Raw genomic sequence first — 19,340 nt, forward strand, 5'->3', positions numbered from 1 at the left:
TCGCTGAATTTGGATTTCTTCATGACACCTCCTGGCGGAAAAGATGCCAGAAAGTTCTACTTCCCGCATGTCCAGGACCTGGGGGAGCTTACGGAAGCACCGCGCCAGTTGTCGGGGTTCGTGCAAACCGACGACACCTACCTGGGCGGGGAAATCAATGATGGCAAGCCGGGCCGCGGCTCGGAGAACAAGCAAGCGTTTCTGATTGCCGTAGAGACCGATGCTGACCTGGAGCACCCCGTGCACGCTATCATGGAGCCGATACGCCGCTTCGGCGATGACGGCATCAAGGACTGGCAGGCTCGTCATTTGGCCCCCCAAGCCGAGGCCGTTTCAGCGACGGCTTGCATTGCTTCGGCCGCCTCGCCGATGCCGGGTATGCGCACACGGTGCTGGAAACTCCGGGCGGGCGCGCGGCCTGTGACGTGCGCGGCGCACGCTGGGTCAACGTGGTCCTGGACAACATCAATCGAGCGACCAGTGGGTGTATCACGCCATCCGGCAGAGCAAGTACGCGCAGCGCTATTTGGCCGAGGCCGACTATCGTTTCAATCGACGATTTCGCTTGCACGAGATGCTGCCTCGACTGGCGCGAGCGATGATGCTTTGCGGGCTTCAGCCAAGGCCGATTTTGCGCATGGCGAGCAACTTTCACGTCTGAGGTTCGAGGCTAATCAGGTTGATTTAAGGCCTGCTGTACTTCAAGCCATGTCGACTAGGTACGCCGCGAGGACATTGGAGACGCCGGTCGCAGAGGTGGCGATATCTCAGCGGTAGAGAGCCCCATGAATCGTCCTCTGCGTGCGATGCTGTGGTTCGGCACGGAAGTGAGTTTGCATGCCGGATGAGAGTATTCATGAAATCTTTTTCATGAATGAAACAATCTTCATGCCCCCGAAAGGTGCTGCGCTACAGTGATCCGGATAATAAGCGCCATCGTCAAAGCACGCTGGAAGCCTTCGCATGTTGGGTCTGGTACGGATTGCACTCGCGCGCCCCTACACCTTTGTCGTCCTTGCGCTGCTCATCTTGATCATCGGCCCGTTGGCGGCGCTGCGCACGCCCACCGACATCTTCCCGAACATTGGCATTCCGGTGATCAGCGTGGTGTGGACCTACAACGGCCTGTCGCCCAGTGCGATGTCCGGCCGTGTGATCTACTACTACGAGCGCTCGCTCACCTCCACGGTGAGCGACATCGAGCACATGGAGTCGCAGTCGCTGCCCGGCATCGGCGTGGTGAAGATCTTCTTCCAGCCCGGCGTGGATATCCGTACCGCTACGGCGCAGGTCACCTCGATCTCGCAAACGGTGCTCAAGCAGATGCCGCCGGGCATCACACCGCCGCAGATCATCAACTACAACGCTTCCACCGTGCCGGTGCTGCAACTGGCGCTGTCCAGCACCAAACTGGGCGAGCAGAAGATTCGCGATCTGGCGCAGAACTTCCTGCGACCGACGCTGATTTCCGTGGCGGGCACGGCAATTCCCACGCCGTACGGCGGCAAGCAGCGCCAGGTGATGCTGGATCTGGATCCGCAGGCGTTGGCCGCCAAGGGGTTGTCGGCACAGGACGTAGGCAATGCGTTGGCGGCACAGAACCAGATCGTGCCGGTGGGCGATATCAAGATCGGCAGCAACGAATACACCGTCGACCTCAACGACAGTCCGGCTGCGATCGAGGAGCTCAACAACCTGCCGATCAAGACGGTGGACGGCGCCACCATCACGATCGGCCAGGTGGCACACGTGCGTGACGGCGCGCCGCCGCAAAACAACGTAGTGCGAGTGGACGGCCACCGCGCGATCCTGATGCCCATCCTGAAGGGCGGCAACGTGTCGACCCTGGATGTGGTGGCCGGCATCAAGAAGCTGCTGCCGCTGGCGGAGGAAACACTGCCCTCCTCGCTGAGGGTGAAGTTGCTGGGCGACCAGTCGGTCTTCGTGCGCAGCGCAATCGCATCGGTGGCCCGCGAAGGCGTGATAGCCGCGCTGCTGACCTCGGTGATGATCCTGGTGTTTCTCGGCAGTTGGCGTTCGACTGTGATCATCGCGGTGTCGATCCCGCTGGCTGTGCTCTCGGCGATCGCGCTGCTTGCCGCCTTCGGGCAAACCCTCAACGTAATGACGCTAGGCGGCCTGGCGTTGGCGGTGGGCATCCTGGTCGACGATGCCACCGTCACTATCGAGAACATCAACTGGCACCTGGAGCAGGGCAAGGACGTGCAAACGGCGATCATGGACGGGGCCAAGCAGATCGTAACGCCGGCATTCGTGTCGTTGCTGTGCATCTGCATCGTGTTCGTGCCGATGTTCATGCTCGACGGCATCGCCGGCTTCCTGTTCCGGCCGATGGCGCTGGCGGTGATTTTCGCCATGGCTTCTTCCTTCGTGCTGTCCCGCACGCTGGTGCCGACCATGGCGATGTATCTGCTGAAGCCACACGTGACGGAGCAGCCCCCGGGAGATCATCCGGAAGATCCGTATATCAATCATCACGAAGGCGATCAGCATCCATCCATGCAGCGCGGGCGGCTGCGCAAAGCCCTGGTAGGTTTCCAGCAGAATTTCGAGCATCGCTTCTCTCAGCTGCGCGACGCCTATTACGAGAGCCTGTCGCTAGCGCTGGCGGCGCGCCGGCGTTTCGTGATCGGCTTTCTGGCCGTGGTATTGGCGTCATTCGCACTGGTACCGTTCCTGGGGCGCGATTTCTTTCCGGCCACCGAATCGGACGCGATCGCCATCCACGTACGCGCACCGGTCGGCACGCGCATCGAGGACAGCGCAGCCGAGTTCGATCGCGTGGAATCGGCCATTCGCCGCGTGATTCCAGCCGATCAGCTCGACGGCATCATCGACAATATCGGCCTGCCGCTCAGCGGCACCAACATGGTCTACAACAACAGCGGCACCGTCGGGCCCCAGGATGGCGACATCCAGGTGTTGCTGAAGGATGGGCACGCATCGGGCGCTCGCTTCGTGAAAACGCTGCGCGAGCAGCTGCCGCGCGAGTTCCCCGGTACCAGCTTCGCGTTCCTGCCGGCCGACATGGTCAGTCAGATCCTCAATTTCGGCGCACCGGCACCGTTGGACGTGAAGGTGTCCGGGCGCGACAACGCAGGCAACGAAGCATATGCGTTACGGTTGTTGCGTAGGATGCGCGAGATTCCAGGGATCGCCGACGTGCGCCTGCAACAGTCCACGGGTGCGCCGCAGTTGAACGTGGACGTGGATCGCATGCGAGCCAACGAGCTGGGCATCACTGAGCGCGACGTCACCAACAGTATGGTGGCATCTCTGGCGGGCAGCCTGCAGGTTGCGCCGGTGTTCTGGCTCAATCCCGCCAATGGCGTGTCCTACGCCGTGGTGGCGCAAACACCGCAATACCGCATCGATTCGCTGGCCCAGTTGCAAAGCCTGCCGGTGACCTCATCGGCTACGGGCGCGCAACAGATCCTCGGCGCGCTGGCGACGATCAAGCGCACGGCGAGCCCAGCGGTAGTGACCCATTACAACATCGCACCCTCGTTCGACGTCTATGCCGCCGTGCAAGGGCGCGATCTGGGCGCAGTATCCAGCGACATCCAGGCACTGCTGAAAGCCGAGGCCAAGAACCGTCCGAAAGGTTCGATCGTGCAATTGCTCGGCCAGGTGACCGCGATGAACGCCGCCTTCTCCGGCCTGCTGTTCGGCCTGCTGGGCGCGATCGTGCTCATCTACCTGCTGATCGTGGTGAACTTCCAGTCCTGGCTTGATCCGTTCGTGATCATCACCGCGCTGCCGGCAGCGCTCGCGGGCATCGTATGGATGTTGTTCATCACGCATACCACGCTGTCCGTACCGGCCTTGACCGGCGCGATCATGTGCATGGGCGTGGCTACCGCCAATTCGATCCTCGTGGTGAGCTTCGCGCGCGAGCGCCTGGCCGAGCACGGCGATGCGACGAAGGCTGCGCTGGAGGCTGGCTTCACGCGCTTTCGTCCGGTGTGCATGACGGCGCTTGCGATGATCATCGGCATGCTGCCGATGGCGTTGACGCAGGAACAGAATTCACCGCTGGGCCGCGCCGTTATCGGCGGTCTGCTATTCGCTACCTGCGCGACCTTGCTGTTCGTGCCGGTGATTTTCAGCATCGTGCACGGCCGCGAACAGCGCGCTGCGCATCTGGACTCCGTCCCGGGAATTCCCCATGTCGCGTAACCCTGCCCGCGTAGAAGTCGTACAGAAACCCCTGAACTTGAAGGCTGCCGGTATCGGAGGTGCCGTGCTGGCGCTGTTCGCGGTAGCGCTAGGCTTGGGGCTGCGCTTTCACCAACATCAGCAACTGGTGCAATGGACCGACGCGCAGCTCATTCCCAGCGTTCGCATTACGCCCGCGACAGATCCCGCCAAGGAGCACATCATCACCCTGCCAGGGCATTTGCAGGCCTGGTACAGCGCTCCCATTCATGCGCGTGTCAGCGGTTACCTGAAGGCCTGGTACAAGGATATCGGCGACAAGGTGAAGGCCGGCGACGTGCTCGCCGTGATCGACACGCCGGAGCTCGATCAGCAGTTGGAGCAGGCCAAGGCGGTGCTGGCCAAGGCCCGGGCCGACGCCAACCTTGCCAATATCACAGCCGGTCGCTGGCAGCATCTGCTGGGCTCTGATTCGGTCTCCAGGCAGGAGGCCGATGAAAAAGCCGGGGAAGCGGCCGCCGCGCAGGCGACTGTGCTGGCGGCGAGAGCCGACGTGGATCGATTGCAGGCACTGGAATCGTTCAAGAAGATCGTGGCCCCGTTCGACGGTGTGGTCACCGCGCGCCGTACCGACATGGGTGACTTGATCACCGCCAACAACGAAAGCGGTCCGGAGTTGTTCTCCGTGGCCGATACCAGCCGCATGCGCTTGTACGTACCGGTGCCGGAGGTGGAAGCGAACGCGATCAAACCGGGCATGCAGGTCACGTTGCGCGTGCCGGAGCTGCCTGGACGTCCGTTCCAGGCCGCGCTGATCGGCAACTCCAACGCCATCAACCAAAGCTCCGGCAGCCTCTTGGCGCAGTTCGTGGCGGACAACAGCGACGGTGCGCTCAAGCCGGGCGATTACGCCGACGTGCAGTTGGGCCTGCAGGTGGACCCGCACGTCGTCAGCGTGCCGTCCAGTGCGCTGGTTTTCCGCGACAAGGGGGCGCAGGTGGCGGTGCTTGGGCCGGACAGCCGTGCTCACTTGCACAACGTGCACATCGCGGTGGACATGGGGACCAGCTTGCAGATCGACCAAGGGCTGAGGCTGGATGATCGTGTGATCGAGAATCCGCCCGATTCATTGATGGACGGTGACAAAGTCAGCGTGGAAACGGATGCAGACCAGAACCTGGCCGCGAACGACACGGAGAAGCATGGTGAATCGGCGCTCTAATCACCTGCTCGTTGCACTCATGCTGGCGGTGCTTGGCGGCTGCTCCCTCGCACCGACCTACCATACGCCGGTGCTGCCGTCGGTGCCGGCCCAATTCAAGGAAGGGGATACCGCCTGGAAGACGGCTGCACCCGCCGACGATATGCCGCGCGGAGGCTGGTGGATGGTGTACGGCGACGCCACCTTGAACGAGTTGGAAACCAAACTCGATGCCGACAATCCAAGTCTAGCCGCCGCGCTGGCCAGGTACGATGGCGCGCGCGCGGTGGAAAGCCAATTCGCTGCGGGCTTGTTTCCGCATGTGGATGCACTGGCCAATCCGTTGCGAGCGCGCCAATCGGACAACCGTCCATTGCGCGGCAGCCATCAGCCCAACGAATATGACAGCAACACGGTGGGGGTCGGCGCCAGTTACGATCTCGACCTCTGGGGGCGTATCCGCAACGAGGTCAGCGAGGGGCATGCACTGGCGCAGGCTGCCCAGGCCGACCTGGCGTCGGCCAAGCTGAGCCTGGAGGCACGGCTGGCCAGCGACTATGTACGCTTGCGCGGTTACGACATCCAGGTGCGCATCCTGCAGGATGCGTTGAAAGCCTATCAGCGTGCCCTCGAACTCACCGAAAATCGCCATGGCGGAGGCGTGGCCTCCGGCCTGGACGTATCGCGAGCGCAGGCCCAGCTTGAGGATGCGCAGGCCCAGGTGGCCGACGTCATGGCCCAGCGCGCCCTGTCCGAGCACGCCATTGCTGCGCTCGTCGGCGAGCCGGCGTCCAGCTCCTCGATCGCGACGGGGCGGGATCAGCTCAAGGTGCCGATGACGCCGGTCGGAGTGCCGTCCAGCTTGTTGGAGCGGCGTCCGGACATTGCCGCGGCAGAAAGACGCGTGTTTGCCGCCAACGCCGGCATCGGCGTGGCGCGCGCAGCGTTCTTTCCCGATATCAGCTTATCGGGCAGCTATGGTTTCCAGAACACCGGCACGGACAACCTGCTCGCCATCGGCAACCGTTTCTGGGCGCTGGGTCCGCTGGCCACGCTGAATATTTTCGACGCCAGCTTGCGTCGCGCGCAGCTGCGCCAAACGCAGGCACAATTCGCGCAGGCCTCCGCCGACTACCGCCAGGTCGCGCTCACCGCCTTTCGCGAAGTGGAAGACGATCTGTCGCTGCTGCAGCAGCTGGGCGTGGAAGCCGGGCACGATGATCAGGCCTTCGCCGCCGCACAGCAGACCTTGAACATCGCCACCAACCGCTATCGCGAAGGCATCGTGAATTACCTGGATGTGGTCACGGCGCAAACCGCTGCGCTGTCGGCGCAGCGCAGTGCGGAAGCCGTTCGCACACGGCGGTTACAGGCCAGTGTGGATCTGATTCGTGCGATCGGTGGCGGCTGGACGCGTGATGCGGTGGAGCAGGATGCTTCGGCTACAGCGAAAGCACAGTAGACTGGGATGATAATCCCAGCTTCAGGCAACATGATGCTGCTGGGATTCCCATTCCAGCCTCCGCTGTTTCGCAGGCGCTCAATACAAATCAATCGGATCCACATCCAGCGACCAACGCACCTTGCGTGCACTGGGCAATTGCCCAAGCTGGATTGACCATGGCCGCATGGCCGCGTGCAGATGGCGCCGGCTGGCAGACTCGATCAACAGCTGCCCGCGTTGACGTCCCGCGCGCAACGGCATGGGTGCGGGCATAGGTCCCGCGATTTGCAAAGTGTCGGTAACCGGCAGGGCGGCACATGCTTCGAAAAGGAATGCATCGACAGCCGCACGCTGATGCGCTTCGCAACGCAGCAGCATCTGGTGGCCGTAAGGCGGAAGCCCTGTTTGTCTTCGTTCGGCAAGCAGCCCGTTCGCTGCGGCGGCATAGCCCTGTGCAAGCAGGGTGCGCAACAGGGGATGATCGGGATGATGGGTTTGCAACAGCACACGCCCTGGCTTGCGTGCCCGTCCTGCGCGCCCTGCCACTTGCACCACCAGTTGCGCGAGTCGTTCGCCGGCACGAAAGTCGACGCTGAGCAAGCCTTCATCCACCCCGACGATCGCCACCAGGGTCAGATTCGGCAGATCGTGACCTTTGGCCAGCATCTGCGTGCCGACCAGGATCGCTGGCGCATCCTCCGCCAGATTGCCCAGCAATTGTTCGAACGCATCGCGTCGACGCGTGGTCTCGCGATCGATGCGCAGCACGGGCACTTGCCGGAAATGCGCACAAAGCGTCTCTTCCAGCCGCTCCGTGCCTTGGCCTTGCGGTTTCAGTTCCTGGCCGCCGCATGCTGGGCACGCGGCCGGCACGGATGCTTGCAGATCACAATGATGACAAACCAGTTTGCGCCATGCGACGTGCAGGGTGAGCGGATGATCGCAACGCGGACATTCTGCATGCCAGCCGCAGCTATGGCACAGCAATACCGGTGCGTAGCCTCGGCGATTGCGAAATACCAGCACTTGTTCGCCGCGTGCAATGGTCTCGCCAACCGTGTGCAGCAACGCGGGCGACAGGCCATGTTCCAGCCGCTGCGCCCGCATGTCGATGATTTGCACTTGCGGCGGTTGCGTAGCGGCGGGACGCGAGCGTAAGTGCAGTGCGTGGTATCGGCCGGCCTCGACGTTCGCCAGGCTTTCCAGCGACGGCGTTGCGGAGCCGAGCAGCACCGGCACCTGCAAGGCGCGCGCGCGCACCAGCGCCAGATCGCGTGCGTGATAGCGGAAGCCTTCCTGCTGCTTGTAGGCACCATCGTGTTCTTCGTCGACGATGATCAAGCCGGCATGCGGCAAGGGTGTGAACACCGCCGAGCGCGTACCCAGCACCACTTTCGCTTCTCCCGAGCGCATGCGCAGCCACGCGCGGGCACGCTCGCCTTCGGCGAGGTTGGAATGCAGCACCTCCACCGGTACGCCGAGCCGATCGCGCAGGCGACGTACAGTCTGTGGCGCAAGGCCGATCTCAGGGACCAGCAGCAGCGTCTGCCTGCCTTGTGCCAGGCTGCGCTCGATCAGCGCGAGATAGACCTCGGTCTTGCCGCTGCCGGTGATGCCGTCGAGCAGGAACGGCTGGAAGCTGCCGAAAGCCGCGCTCACCGCTGCCACCGCGGCCTCCTGTTCGGCGTGCATGGTGAACTTGGGCGCGCTGGGGAAAAAGTTCGGCTCCGGCACGGCCATGCCGCGTTCGACCAGGCCGGCTTCGGCCAGGCGCCGTGCAGCCGGACGCCAATCGGGCAGGGCAGTATCCAGTCCGGCAGCGGACATCGGCCCGGCCAGCAAGGTCTGCAACAGCGCGCGACTGCCGCCCCTGCGGCTACCGGCATCCAGCGCGCTGCGCCCGGCGATCGTCAATTGCCAGATCGGTTCCTGGGTTTCCGGCAGCGGTTTGTCTTCGCGCAGCAGCAAGGGCAAGGCGTTTGCATAGGCTTCGCCCGGAGGGCCGAGCCAGTAGTCGGCCGCCCACGCCAGGGACTGCATCAACTCCGGATCGAGCAGAGGGGTGTCATCCAGTACCCGCAGCACCCGCTTGAGTTTTGCACTGCCGACCTGGGCCGGCACATCTGTCTGCACCACCACGCCGACCGCCTTGCTGCGCCCAAATGGCACCAGCACGCGGCTGCCTACCCCCGGTTCGCCCACGGCGGGAGGGAGGTAGTCGAACAACGTGGGAAGCGGGACCGGCAGGGCAATACGAAAGACTGAGAGCATGGCTCAGTGTATCGCGCGACAGTCAGGACTCTCGGAGCCGGCGTGTCAGCGCCCGGATGACAGGTTTGCCAGCGAATGCTGCCCTGTCATCTAGGAAAAACAGCTAAGTGACTCATCGGCACAAGGTTTTCCCGTTATCCACAAGACCTGTGGATAAGTCTGTGGATGTACCGTTGAGAGGGGGCTGTTTCGCGCATCAGACCGGCCCTTGTGACAGCCTGTTCAAGTTTTGACCAGCTAAAAATCTTAAAAAATATCAATACGTTGCAAGAACGGTTCGGATCCGTACCGGCCGGGCCCAAGGGCTTGACACACGAGTATGTCAATACCTTGACGCTGTGCAAAACCGGGGTTTTGGTGTTCCGAAAATGACAATCAGTGGGCCAGCCCCAGGACCACCGCGACCATCAAGAACAGCACCAGTAGCCAGAAATAGCACCATCCGACGAACCAGTATTTCACCACCGTCATGGCCCAGCCCTGGCGATACACGCGCTTCTGCATGATCAGCAGGTAGGCTGGCACCCACAGGATGAGTGCGGCCTGCAGTGCGCCCGCCGTGTACCCCGCCCAGGCCGCCAGCGGCCTCAGCCAGGTATTGAGCAGCCCGGCGATCACGATCAGCAGCAGGCTGATGAACAGGAAGGCGTGGCTGTGCAGGGAGACGATCAGGTGCTCCATGTAGAGTCGCCGCTTGAACACGTAGAACAGCTTCAGCAGCAAGGCGAACACCGGCACCAGCACCAGCATGGTGCCGGGAAGCGCGCCATAGGTGCCGGCCGCCAGCCGCTCCCAGGCTTCACGGCGCTCAGTCGGCGTGCCGTGGCTGAGCGCCGTGCCATTCTTGCGTATGTTCCGGTTGAATTCGGCGAGACGCTCGTTGACGAAGTCGGGCGCCCAACTGAAGTGGATTGGCATATTCGAGATGCCAGTGTCATCGGCGTCCGAGCGTGCGGCACTGGCGGTCGACGTGCTGGCCGGTGCGCCTAGTTCGGCGAGCCTCGCATTAGCTCGGTCACGCAGCTTCCGCTCGGCCTGGTCGACCTGCATGACGATGGCGGGATTGCCGACGGCGCGCGTGGCTTCCAGCGCATCCAGCTTCTTGTCGAGCTGATGCTGTACTTGCTTGGGCGTCTGTGCCTGCGAGAAGTCATCGCCCTGGTCCACCAGCACACCGTGTTGATGGCGCTGCTGGACGCGCTGGGTAATCACGTCCGTGGCAAGGTGCAAGGCGAAGAAGGACAGCAGGCACAGCACGAACATCAGCCGGAACGGTGCGATGTAGCGCACCCGCCGACCGCTGAAATACTCCAGCGTCAGGAAGCCGGGCTTGAGGAACAGCGCCGGGATCGTGTGCAGAATGCGCCCGTCGACGTGCAGGAAAGTTTCGAAGAACTCCTCCCACAGCCCATGCACCGGCCGCAGCACGCTATGCACCGACTGGCCGCAGTGATGGCAAAACTCGCCCTGCAACGGCGCCTGGCAATTGGCGCAAAGCGCGCCTTCGTAGCTCGTCAGTTCCTTCATCGCTGGCGTTCCCCTGGTACAGCTTGGAATCTTGGCGGCTGGGAGGGGAATAGGGAATAGGGAATCCGGCGGGCGAGCTCCGGGACCCATTCATGGCACCAAGCTACAATGTCCGTCCCCGGAGAACCCCACCCATGAAAGCCACTCATCTCGACCGAGCCCGGGTCTGGCGGGAGATCGGCGCCACCGTGCGCCTTGCCCTGCCACTGATCCTTGCCCAGCTTGCCGCGGTCGGCAGCAACGTGATCGACGCGATGCTGGCCGGCCACGTCGGCGCGCATGTGCTGGGCGCGGTGGCGGTGGGCGCCAGCATCTGGTCGCTGGCCATCGTCAGCGGCATCGGCATGATGATGGCGGTGCCGCCCCTGGTTTCGCAGCTCGATGGCGCCGGACGCAAACACGCAGCGGGCGAGGTGTTCCATCAGGCCATCTGGCTGGCGCTGGCCATGGGGGCGCTGTTGTGGCTTGTGGTCCGTCACGCGGAACCGCTGATCAAGCTGATCGGCGTCTCGCCCGGGCTGTATGGGGACGTCGGCGAATTCCTGCGCGCGATCAGCTGGGGTGCGCCGGCGCTGACCTGCTATTTCGCGCTGCGCGGCCTGTCTGAAGGGCTGTCGTTGACCCGGCCTTCAATGTACTTCAGCTTCGGCGGCCTGGCCTTGCTGCTGCCGCTCGGCTACGTCTTCATGTTCGGCAAGCTGGGCCTGCCGCCGCAGGGCGCCCGTGGCTGCGGCATCGCCACCGCCACGGCGTTGTGGATCGAGATGCTGGCGTTCGGCACCTACGTGTTCTTCCACCGCAACTACCAGGGCTTGGGCGTCTTCGAGCATTTCGAGTGGCCGGACCTCAAGCGCATCGGCCAGCTGGTGCATGTCGGGTTGCCGATGGCGATCACCCTGCTGGCCGAGGGCGGCCTGTTCGTGGCGGCGGCACTGCTGATCGGCAGCATGGGCGAAGACATGGTGGCCAGCCATCAGGTGGCGTTGAACGTGGCAGCGCTGTTCTTCATGGTGCCGCTGGGCCTGGCGATGGCGATCACCGTGCGCGTGGGCAACGCCGTGGGACGCGGCGATCCATCCGGCATCCGCTACGCGGGTTTCTGCGGGATCGGGCTCACCCTCGTCACCCAGGCGGTTTCGGCCGGCCTGATGCTCGGCTTTCCGGACCTGATCGCCTCGCTCTACACCCATGACAAGTCCGTGATTGCGCTGGCCACCCAATTGCTGCTGCTGGCGGGCCTGTTCCAGTTTTCCGACGGCATCCAGGTGGCCTCCAACGGCGCCTTGCGCGGGCTGAAGGATACGCGCGTGCCGATGGCGATCACCCTGTTCGCTTACTGGGGCGTGGGGATGCCGGTAGGCTGGTGGCTGGCGTTCCGCGCCGGACTGGGTGCGCGCGGCATCTGGATGGGTTTGATCGCCGGCCTGAGCATGGCGGCCCTGCTGCTGTTCGTGCGGTTCTGGCGCAGCTCCCAGCGGCAGCAGGCCGGGACGTTTGGCCCTATCGCGCCGGCCGCCGCGGATGCGACGATCCCCTCATGACCGGCGCAGCGCGAGCGGCTACGCTGGTGTAAACCATTCAAGGATCTCGAAGCGTTTATGAGCACTCCACCGCCCCTGGGCCGCCCGCGGCAGCCGAACGGATTCCTGGCCTTCCTGCGCGTGTTCGGACGCGGCCTCAACATAGTGCGGCTGATCATCCTCAACCTGGTGTTCTTTGCATTCTTCGGTTTGTTCGTACTGCTGCTACTGGCAGTCGGCGCAGCCAGGCACGTCAATGACATCCAGGACAGCAGCGTGCTGGTGTTGCGGCCGGAAGGCAGGCTGGTGGAGCAGTACAGCGTCAGTCCGCTGCAACGCATGGCGTCCAAGCTTTCCGGTGATGAAGCGAAGGAAGTGCAGGTGCGCGATCTGGTCAGTGCTATCGACGCGGCGGCGAAGGATTCGCGCATCACCCGCATCGTGCTCGATCCCGGCCACCTGCAAAGCAGCGGCTTTGCCGCCCTGACCGAAGTAGGCGCGGCACTCGATCGCTTTCGCGCCGCCGGCAAGCCGGTGATCGCCTGGAGCGCGGAGCTGGATCAGTACCAGTATGACCTGGCCGCACACGCCGACCGCGTGCTGCTGGATCCGCAGGGCGGCTTGTTCATCACCGGCCTTTCCAACTACCGCCTGTTCTACAAGGATCTGCTCGACAAGCTGGGCGTGAATGTGTACTTGTTCCGTGTCGGTCAGTTCAAGAGCGCGGCCGAACCGTTCATCCTCAATCACGCCTCGCCCGAAGCCAAGCAAGCGGACAGCTACTGGATGGGCGGTTTGTGGGATGGCTACATCGGCGACATCGCCAAGCTGCGCAAGCTCGATCCTGCGGCGGTGCGTTCGGATATCGACAACCTGCCTGATCGCCTGGCGGCCGCGCAGGGTGATCTGGCCAAGCTTGCACTCGACGAGCATCTGATCGATGGTCTGGCCACGCGTTCGGAACTGCTCGACATGCTGCGTTCGCAGGGAGTGCCGGCGGGCAAGGATGGCCATGGCATCCGTAACGTGAGCCTCGGTAGCTACGCCGCGACCCTTCCCGACCGCGACACGCTTGCGGCGGATGCGGTTACCGTGGTGGTGGCGGAAGGCGAGATTACTTCCGGCAAACAGTCGCCAGGATCGATCGGCGGTGAATCGACCGCCGCGCTGATTCGCAGCGCACGTGAAAACAAGCGCACCAAGGCGCTGGTGCTGCGCGTGAACTCGCCTGGCGGCGAAGTGTATGCCGCCGAAGAAATTCGTCGCGAAGTGGCGTTGACCCGCAAAGCCGGCATTCCGGTGATCGTGTCGATGGGCGATGTAGCAGCCAGCGGCGGCTACTGGATCTCGATGAATGCCGACCAGATCTACGCCGAGCCCAACACCATTACCGGTTCGATCGGCATCTTCGGCATGTTCTACACCGTGCCGGGCGCGCTGGGCAAACTCGGAATCAGTAGCGACGGCGTAGGCACCGCGCCGCTGGCGGGTGCCTTCAATGTCACCCGTCCGCTCGATCCGAAGGTCGGTAGCGTGATCCAGTCCATCATCGACAAGGGTTATCACGACTTCGTCGGCGGCGTGGCGCAAGCGCGCGGCAAGGACTACGCCGCCATCGACGCGGTGGCGCAGGGCCGCGTATGGACCGGCACTCAGGCGCGGCAGCGTGGCTTGATCGATCAACTCGGTGGACTCGACGCCGCCGTCCAGAAAGCCGCCGAACTGGCGAAGCTCGGCAAGGATTATGCCGTGCGCTACCAAGAGCAGCCGTTGGGTGCGTTCGAGCGTTTCGCGCTGAGCTTCAATCAATCGGCGATGCTCGCCGGGCTGCAGGGATATGGCGTGCGCTTGCCTAGCTGGTTTGCGCAGTTGCCGATGCTCGCCCCCGAGCTGGAAATGCTGCGCACTGCGCAGGCGGGGCGGCCGAACGTTTATTCGTATTGCTTTTGCTCGCCGCGTTGAGTTTTTACGCGGGACACGAGTAAACCCAACGGCAGCTTGCCATGTGTCGTTGGGTTCGGATTCGTGGAGCGGGGGGCTTCCGTAGACCAGTGTCCCGTCCGAGCTATTCCAAGCCAGGCCCCTACGCCACTCATGGAAAAAGCCTGGCTGCCTGATAGAAGCAATGGGTTAAAACTATCGCATACGCGCGCGTGCGTACAGCGATCCACTCCTGACCCAGTTTGCGACAAAACGAAGCCAAAGATGAATCAAATCGTATTGCCTATCAGCGTTAAGGCAATCATGTGGAGAGGAAAATCGGTCCTTTTCCTCAAAAATCCACGTGGTGAATGGGAACTCCCCGGTGGACGTCCCGAGCCGGGCGAGGATGAGCCGCAAACCGTGATTCGTGAAGTGAAGGAGGAATGCGGATTTGAAATTACCTCTGCGCGCCCTATTGGCCGGCAAGTCTGCGAAGTCCTTCCAGGCAAATGGGTGGATATACGTTTCTTCGACTGTGATTTTGTGCAGGACACGCCAAACTTGAGCGATGAACATACCGATGCGCGGTGGATCCCGATCGAAGAAAGCCGGCCGCGCGACCTGCCGGAATTCTATTGGGCGGCGTGTGTCCACGTCTTGCAACAAAAATACCCAGTAGCCTAGGGATGCCCTGGTCCATTCCACGGACCCATCACCGGACGCTTGTGTCCGCGCTGTATGCGCGTCTGGCGAAGCGTAGGCTGGGATGGCAATCCCAACACCGGGATGCCGCGTGGAAGCTGGGATGATCATCCCAGCCTACGCTTCGCCAGACGCGCGTACAGTGCCACCCGAAAGCGTGCGGCCCCAATCTTGATTCTTGCTTCAGAATGAAACCGTCATTCGCTACAGATTGAATGTAGGTGCACAAGGCGGAGTGCGACCTCCAAGCCTGCTTGACGCGCCTGGTCCCTGGAGCAGGGGTGGGAGCAAAATCACTGCGTCATGCACACCGCTTCGATGTTGTTTCCATCCGGATCGGTCAAAAACGCGGCGTAGTAGTTCGGTGCGTAGTCCTCACGCACACCAGGCTTGCCTAGATCCTGGCCGCCGGCTCTCAATCCCTCCGTGTGGAATTTATCCACATGGCTACGTTGCTCAGCGCGAAACGCAACATGTGCGCCGACCGGCATGTTTGCAATCGCGTCGTGATAAAGCCACAAAGACGGCGCATCCTTCGGGCCGAAACCAGCGCTGTTTGCATCGCTCATGCACAACACATGCCCTAGCGGCGCCAAGGCGGCTTGATAGAACCGCACACTGGCTTCGAGATCCTGCACGTGCAGGCCAACGTGATCGTACATGGCTTGTTCCTTAGGTTACGGTTGGGAAGAATGCTTGCGCGTCGCCTGCATGGACAATTGCAGGAGCCAGCGACCTTGCTCGTCGGCCACTTCGCCGATCCAGCGAAAACTGCTTACCGTGCTGTCGCATGAACGCCAGTGCGTGGGCGTTCAGTCCGCCGCATGGCTTTCCTGGACGACGCCATCGTCCTACGAGATGACCATAGGGCCGCAAGAGCCCTGCATGGCGGTGACCCGGGCCTTCGGCCAGCAGGGCGCCAGCCAAGGCGTGGGCCCCGAAAAGGGGAAGCAACATGATATCGACGGGCTATGCGGTCCGAGTCGGCCGCTTCGTCGAATAACGTTATCGGGGGCAGCTCCGGTTGGCTGTCAAAATCTTGCGCAATAGGCGCACTTGCGAGGGGCGTGCCTGCTTGCGCAGCGCAGAAGGCGTGATGCCATAGGCGCGGCCGAATGCAGCCGTGAAATGACTGGGCGTGGCGAAACCCAGTTCCATCGCCACGGTGGTGAGTGGTGCTGTCGCGTCAAGCACTTGCTCCAAAGCGAGCGCCAGGCGAATCCGCAACTGGTAGCGGTGGATGGGTTCGCCCAGTGCTGCCCGAAAACTGCGCGCCAGGTGGAAAGGCGACGAGTGCACGCGTGCTGCGAGTTCGTCCAGGCTCCAATCGCGCGCCGGTTTGTCGGCAAGCAACACGGCTACGGCGTGTGATTGCTCGCGGCGGCGAGACCTGCGTGATGGCGGCTTCGGATCGTGCTGCAAGGCTTCGGGTGACACCCGGGCGAGCACTTGGTTGAGCAGCGACAATCCACGCGTTTCCGCTTCCAGTGTGGAGGCCTCGTTGCTGCGCAATCGATGCCAAAGCAGGCTGCGCTGCAACTCGATCGCCGCCGGCAATGCCAGATGGGTGGTGCGGAATGGATCGTCAGCGCGTTCCGCCCGACGGGCATCGTGATCCATCAATATTTCGCGTAGCACGGCATCATCGGCGCGCAGCACCAGGCAGTCGTCGCCTCCGGTCGCCGGATGGCTCACGCGATACTCCTCCCCGGTCTTGAAGAACAGTACCTGTCCTGCGTGCGCCACCACGTCCGCGCCATGATCGTGGTGTTTGACGAAGACACCGCGCAGCGGGAACGCGACCGTGTTCGACCCGGTATGCTCCAGTTCGCCGCAGGCCGGACTTTCAGGCCGGCAGCAGACGCAGCCGACATGCAACAATTTGCCTTCGTGCAGGACTTGATGTTGCAGGCTCATGCCAAGACGATAATCCGGGATGCGCTTGGCGTCGACTGCCGCCATTACCTCTCCCAGCGGCCACGTAGGCTGGGATGACAATCCCAGCATCGAGAAGTGGCCGGCATGCTGGGATAACCATCCCAGCCTACCGTACTTACGCAGATTCGTCGCTCAGGCAGCCGCTTCTTCGACTTCCGCCACCGGCAAGCGGATCAGATAGTCGAACGCGCTCAACGCGGCCTTCGCCCCTTCGCCCATCGCAATCACGATCTGCTTGTACGGCGTCGTCGTTGCGTCGCCCGCCGCGAACACGCCGGGCACGGAGGTCTCGCCGCGCGCATCCACTTCGATCTCGCCGCGCGGCGACAGCTTCAACGTACCCTTGAGCCAGTCGGTGTTGGGCAGCAGGCCGATCTGCACGAATACACCTTCCAACGCCACGCGCTGGCTTTCGCCATTGTGGCGGTCGGTATAGGCCAGGCCCGTCACCTTGCCACCATCGCCCAGCACTTCGGTGGTCTGCGCGCTCACGATCACCGTCACGTTCGACAAGCTGCGCAGCTTGCGTTGCAGTACTTCATCGGCGCGCAGCTTGCTGTCGAATTCCAGCAGGGTGACATGGTCGACGATGCCGGCCAGGTCGATGGCCGCTTCGACGCCGGAGTTGCCGCCGCCGATCACCGCGACGCGCTTGCCCTTGAACAATGGGCCGTCGCAATGTGGGCAGTAGGTCACACCCTTGTTTCGATATTCCTGTTCGCCCGGCACGTTCATATTGCGCCAGCGCGCGCCGGTGGAAACGATCACGGTCTTGGCCTTCAGCGAGGCGCCGCCGGCCAGGCGCACTTCGATCAGCCCGCCTTCTTCCTGCGCCGGAATCAGCTGCTCGGCGCGCTGCAGGTTCATCAAATCCACATCGTATTCGCGCACATGCTGTTCCAGCGACGCGGCGAGCTTCGGTCCTTCCGTGTAAGAGACCGAAATGAAGTTTTCGATCGCCATCGTATCCAGTACCTGGCCGCCGAAGCGCTCGGCCGCCACGCCGGTGCGGATGCCCTTGCGCGCCGAATAGATCGCCGCCGCGGCGCCGGCCGGGCCGCCGCCGACCACCAACACCTCAAACGGTGCTTTGGCATTGAGCCTTTCGGCGTCGCGTTGCGTAGCATTGCTGTCCAGGCGCGCGGCGATCTGTTCGATGGTCATGCGGCCTTGGTCAAACGGTAGTCCGTTGAGAAGCACGGTGGGTACGGCCATCACCTGGCGCTCGTTCACTTCGTCCTGGAACAGCGCGCCGTCGATGGCGATGTGCTTGATGTTCGGGTTGAGCACGCTCATCAGGTTCAGGGCCTGCACCGTGTCCGGGCAACTATGGCAGCTGAGCGACATGAAGGTCTCGAATACGTATTCGCCTTCCAGGTTGCGCACTTGCTCGATCACTTCCGCCGCCACCTTCGGCGGATGGCCACCGACCTGCAGCAGTGCGAGCACCAGCGAGGTGAATTCGTGGCCCAGCGGAATACCGGCGAAGCGCACGCCAACGTCCGTGCCGGTGCGATGGATGGCGAACGAGGGCTTGCGCGGCTCGGTGCCGTTCGTGCGCAGCGATACCTGCGGCGAAAGCGACTCGATATCGCGCAATAGTGCAAGCAGCTCCTGCGAGGCGGCGCTGTCATCGAGGGAGGCAACCAGCTCGATCGGATGGGTCACCCTTTCCAGATAGGCCCGCAGTTGTTCTTTCAGATCGTGATCCAGCATGGTGCGTCTCCATCAATGCCTGAATTTGGAGTAGACGCCACCAGCACCCGCTGAAGCGTGGATGGGCGGCGTCTCCTTAAGGGATAAGGTGCGGGCCCGACGGGAGGGGGTGGTCGGACCCGCGGCGATGACCCATTGCGGGAATCGCCAAAACTTGCGACTTAGATCTTGCCGACCAGGTCCAGCGACGGCTTCAGCGTCGCTGCGCCTTCCTGCCACTTGGCCGGGCACACTTCACCCGGATGGGAAGCCACGTACTGCGCGGCCTTTACCTTGCGCAGCAGCTCGGAGGCGTCGCGGCCGATGCCGTTGTCGTGGATTTCGCACAGCTTGATCAAGCCTTCCGGATTGATCACGAAGGTGCCGCGCAGCGCCAGGCCCTCTTCTTCGATCATCACCTCGAAGTTGCGGGTCAATGCACCGGTCGGGTCACCCACCAGCGGGTACTTCACCTTCTTGATCGCGTCGGAGGTGTCGTGCCACGCCTTGTGTGCGAAATGCGTGTCGGTGGAAACACCGTAGATCTCAACGCCCAGCTTCTGGAACTCGGCGTAGCGGTCGGCCAGGTCTTCCAGCTCGGTCGGGCACACGAAGGTGAAGTCGGCGGGGTAGAACACCACCACGGACCACTTGCCTTTCAGCGTAGCCTCGGTCACATCGATGAATTTGCCATCCTTGTATGCGGTGGCCTTGAACGGTTTGATTTCGGTGTTGATCAGCGACATCTGCTCGATTCCGTTGAGTGGTTGGTAAGGGGATTGGTTTGCAAGGTTAAGCGGCGCCTATCGAAAGGGCCAATTGATTGTTGGGATCAGAATCATTCATGGCGCCTATCATTCCCTGATTGCCCCAACCGTCATTGCACCGTCTGCGCTGCCCGTCGGGTCAAGCGATCTGCTTCATGCGAAGCAAACGATGC

The 19,340-nt window shown here is 62.8% G+C and carries 12 protein-coding genes and 1 pseudogene; 7 read left to right on the plus strand and 6 right to left on the minus strand.

Annotated features, from left to right (window positions below):
* Positions 1 to 93: 93 nt before the first annotated feature.
* The 4 genes and pseudogenes from EKH80_RS15440 to EKH80_RS15455 all read left to right on the plus strand — a co-directional run.
* Positions 94 to 661: pseudogene (locus EKH80_RS15440) on the plus strand (IS1595 family transposase); the annotation flags it as partial.
* A 302-nt stretch (positions 662 to 963) separates the two neighbouring features.
* A complete protein-coding gene (locus EKH80_RS15445) occupies positions 964 to 4,200 on the plus strand; it encodes an efflux RND transporter permease subunit (protein ID WP_126685678.1) in 3,237 nt (1,078 codons plus the stop codon).
* Positions 4,190 to 5,401, plus strand: a complete 1,212-nt coding sequence (locus tag EKH80_RS15450; RefSeq protein WP_126685679.1) for an efflux RND transporter periplasmic adaptor subunit — start codon at positions 4,190 to 4,192, stop codon at positions 5,399 to 5,401. Before EKH80_RS15445 ends, EKH80_RS15450 begins: the two co-directional genes overlap by 11 nt.
* Positions 5,385 to 6,842, plus strand: a complete 1,458-nt coding sequence (locus EKH80_RS15455) for an efflux transporter outer membrane subunit (protein ID WP_230473731.1) — start codon at positions 5,385 to 5,387, stop codon at positions 6,840 to 6,842. The genes EKH80_RS15450 and EKH80_RS15455 overlap by 17 nt, the downstream gene beginning before the upstream one ends.
* A 78-nt stretch (positions 6,843 to 6,920) precedes the next feature.
* On the opposite strand, the gene EKH80_RS15460 is transcribed toward EKH80_RS15455, so the two are convergent.
* Complete coding sequence (locus EKH80_RS15460) at positions 6,921 to 9,095, minus strand: primosomal protein N' (protein WP_126685681.1); 2,175 nt, start codon at positions 9,093 to 9,095, stop codon at positions 6,921 to 6,923.
* A gap of 375 nt (positions 9,096 to 9,470) precedes the next feature.
* Positions 9,471 to 10,622 carry a DUF3667 domain-containing protein gene (locus tag EKH80_RS15465; protein ID WP_126685682.1) on the minus strand — a complete coding sequence of 384 codons (1,152 nt, stop codon included), beginning with the start codon at positions 10,620 to 10,622 and terminating at the stop codon, positions 9,471 to 9,473.
* A 134-nt stretch (positions 10,623 to 10,756) separates the two neighbouring features.
* Between EKH80_RS15465 and EKH80_RS15470 the strand changes: the two genes are divergently transcribed.
* From EKH80_RS15470 to EKH80_RS15480, 3 genes are all read left to right on the plus strand, one after another.
* Positions 10,757 to 12,163 (plus strand): MATE family efflux transporter, encoded by a 1,407-nt coding sequence (locus tag EKH80_RS15470; RefSeq protein ID WP_126685683.1) that lies wholly within the window; start codon positions 10,757 to 10,759, stop codon positions 12,161 to 12,163.
* A 57-nt stretch (positions 12,164 to 12,220) separates the two neighbouring features.
* The gene (sppA, locus tag EKH80_RS15475; protein WP_126685684.1) at positions 12,221 to 14,104 is read left to right on the plus strand and encodes a signal peptide peptidase SppA; all 1,884 of its coding nucleotides are present in this window, start codon (positions 12,221 to 12,223) and stop codon (positions 14,102 to 14,104) included.
* A 243-nt stretch (positions 14,105 to 14,347) separates the two neighbouring features.
* The gene (locus EKH80_RS15480; protein ID WP_126685685.1) at positions 14,348 to 14,749 is read left to right on the plus strand and encodes an NUDIX domain-containing protein; all 402 of its coding nucleotides are present in this window, start codon (positions 14,348 to 14,350) and stop codon (positions 14,747 to 14,749) included.
* A 311-nt stretch (positions 14,750 to 15,060) separates the two neighbouring features.
* On the opposite strand, the gene EKH80_RS15485 is transcribed toward EKH80_RS15480, so the two are convergent.
* The 4 genes from EKH80_RS15485 to ahpC form a co-directional block, all read right to left on the minus strand.
* Positions 15,061 to 15,429, minus strand: coding sequence for a VOC family protein (locus tag EKH80_RS15485; protein WP_126685686.1), 369 nt, complete (start codon positions 15,427 to 15,429; stop codon positions 15,061 to 15,063).
* A 343-nt stretch (positions 15,430 to 15,772) separates the two neighbouring features.
* Positions 15,773 to 16,729 carry a helix-turn-helix transcriptional regulator gene (locus EKH80_RS15490; RefSeq protein ID WP_158628851.1) on the minus strand — a complete coding sequence of 319 codons (957 nt, stop codon included), beginning with the start codon at positions 16,727 to 16,729 and terminating at the stop codon, positions 15,773 to 15,775.
* Positions 16,730 to 16,837: 108 nt separating this feature from the next.
* On the minus strand, positions 16,838 to 18,421 hold the full coding sequence (gene ahpF / locus EKH80_RS15495; protein WP_126685688.1) for an alkyl hydroperoxide reductase subunit F: 1,584 nt from the start codon (positions 18,419 to 18,421) through the stop codon (positions 16,838 to 16,840).
* A gap of 161 nt (positions 18,422 to 18,582) precedes the next feature.
* The gene (gene ahpC / locus EKH80_RS15500; protein ID WP_126685689.1) at positions 18,583 to 19,146 is read right to left on the minus strand and encodes an alkyl hydroperoxide reductase subunit C; all 564 of its coding nucleotides are present in this window, start codon (positions 19,144 to 19,146) and stop codon (positions 18,583 to 18,585) included.
* Positions 19,147 to 19,340: the final 194 nt, after the last annotated feature.

It is taken from the genome of Dyella choica, from assembly GCF_003977665.1.
In the GTDB taxonomy this organism is placed as follows: domain Bacteria; phylum Pseudomonadota; class Gammaproteobacteria; order Xanthomonadales; family Rhodanobacteraceae; genus Dyella_B; species Dyella_B choica.

What these genes read in the sequence shown, in the direction of transcription:
- EKH80_RS15470 (WP_126685683.1), top strand. Translation starts at nt 10,757, where the DNA reads ATGAAAGCCACTCATCTCGACCGAGCCCGGGTCTGGCGGGAGATCGGC.
- EKH80_RS15490 (WP_158628851.1), bottom strand. Translation starts at nt 16,729, where the DNA reads ATGGCGGCAGTCGACGCCAAGCGCATCCCGGATTATCGTCTTGGCATG.
- EKH80_RS15450 (WP_126685679.1), top strand. Translation starts at nt 4,190, where the DNA reads ATGTCGCGTAACCCTGCCCGCGTAGAAGTCGTACAGAAACCCCTGAAC.
- EKH80_RS15480 (WP_126685685.1), top strand. Translation starts at nt 14,348, where the DNA reads ATGAATCAAATCGTATTGCCTATCAGCGTTAAGGCAATCATGTGGAGA.
- ahpF (WP_126685688.1), bottom strand. Translation starts at nt 18,421, where the DNA reads ATGCTGGATCACGATCTGAAAGAACAACTGCGGGCCTATCTGGAAAGG.
- EKH80_RS15445 (WP_126685678.1), top strand. Translation starts at nt 964, where the DNA reads ATGTTGGGTCTGGTACGGATTGCACTCGCGCGCCCCTACACCTTTGTC.
- EKH80_RS15485 (WP_126685686.1), bottom strand. Translation starts at nt 15,429, where the DNA reads ATGTACGATCACGTTGGCCTGCACGTGCAGGATCTCGAAGCCAGTGTG.
- sppA (WP_126685684.1), top strand. Translation starts at nt 12,221, where the DNA reads ATGAGCACTCCACCGCCCCTGGGCCGCCCGCGGCAGCCGAACGGATTC.
- EKH80_RS15460 (WP_126685681.1), bottom strand. Translation starts at nt 9,095, where the DNA reads ATGCTCTCAGTCTTTCGTATTGCCCTGCCGGTCCCGCTTCCCACGTTG.
- ahpC (WP_126685689.1), bottom strand. Translation starts at nt 19,146, where the DNA reads ATGTCGCTGATCAACACCGAAATCAAACCGTTCAAGGCCACCGCATAC.
- EKH80_RS15465 (WP_126685682.1), bottom strand. Translation starts at nt 10,622, where the DNA reads ATGAAGGAACTGACGAGCTACGAAGGCGCGCTTTGCGCCAATTGCCAG.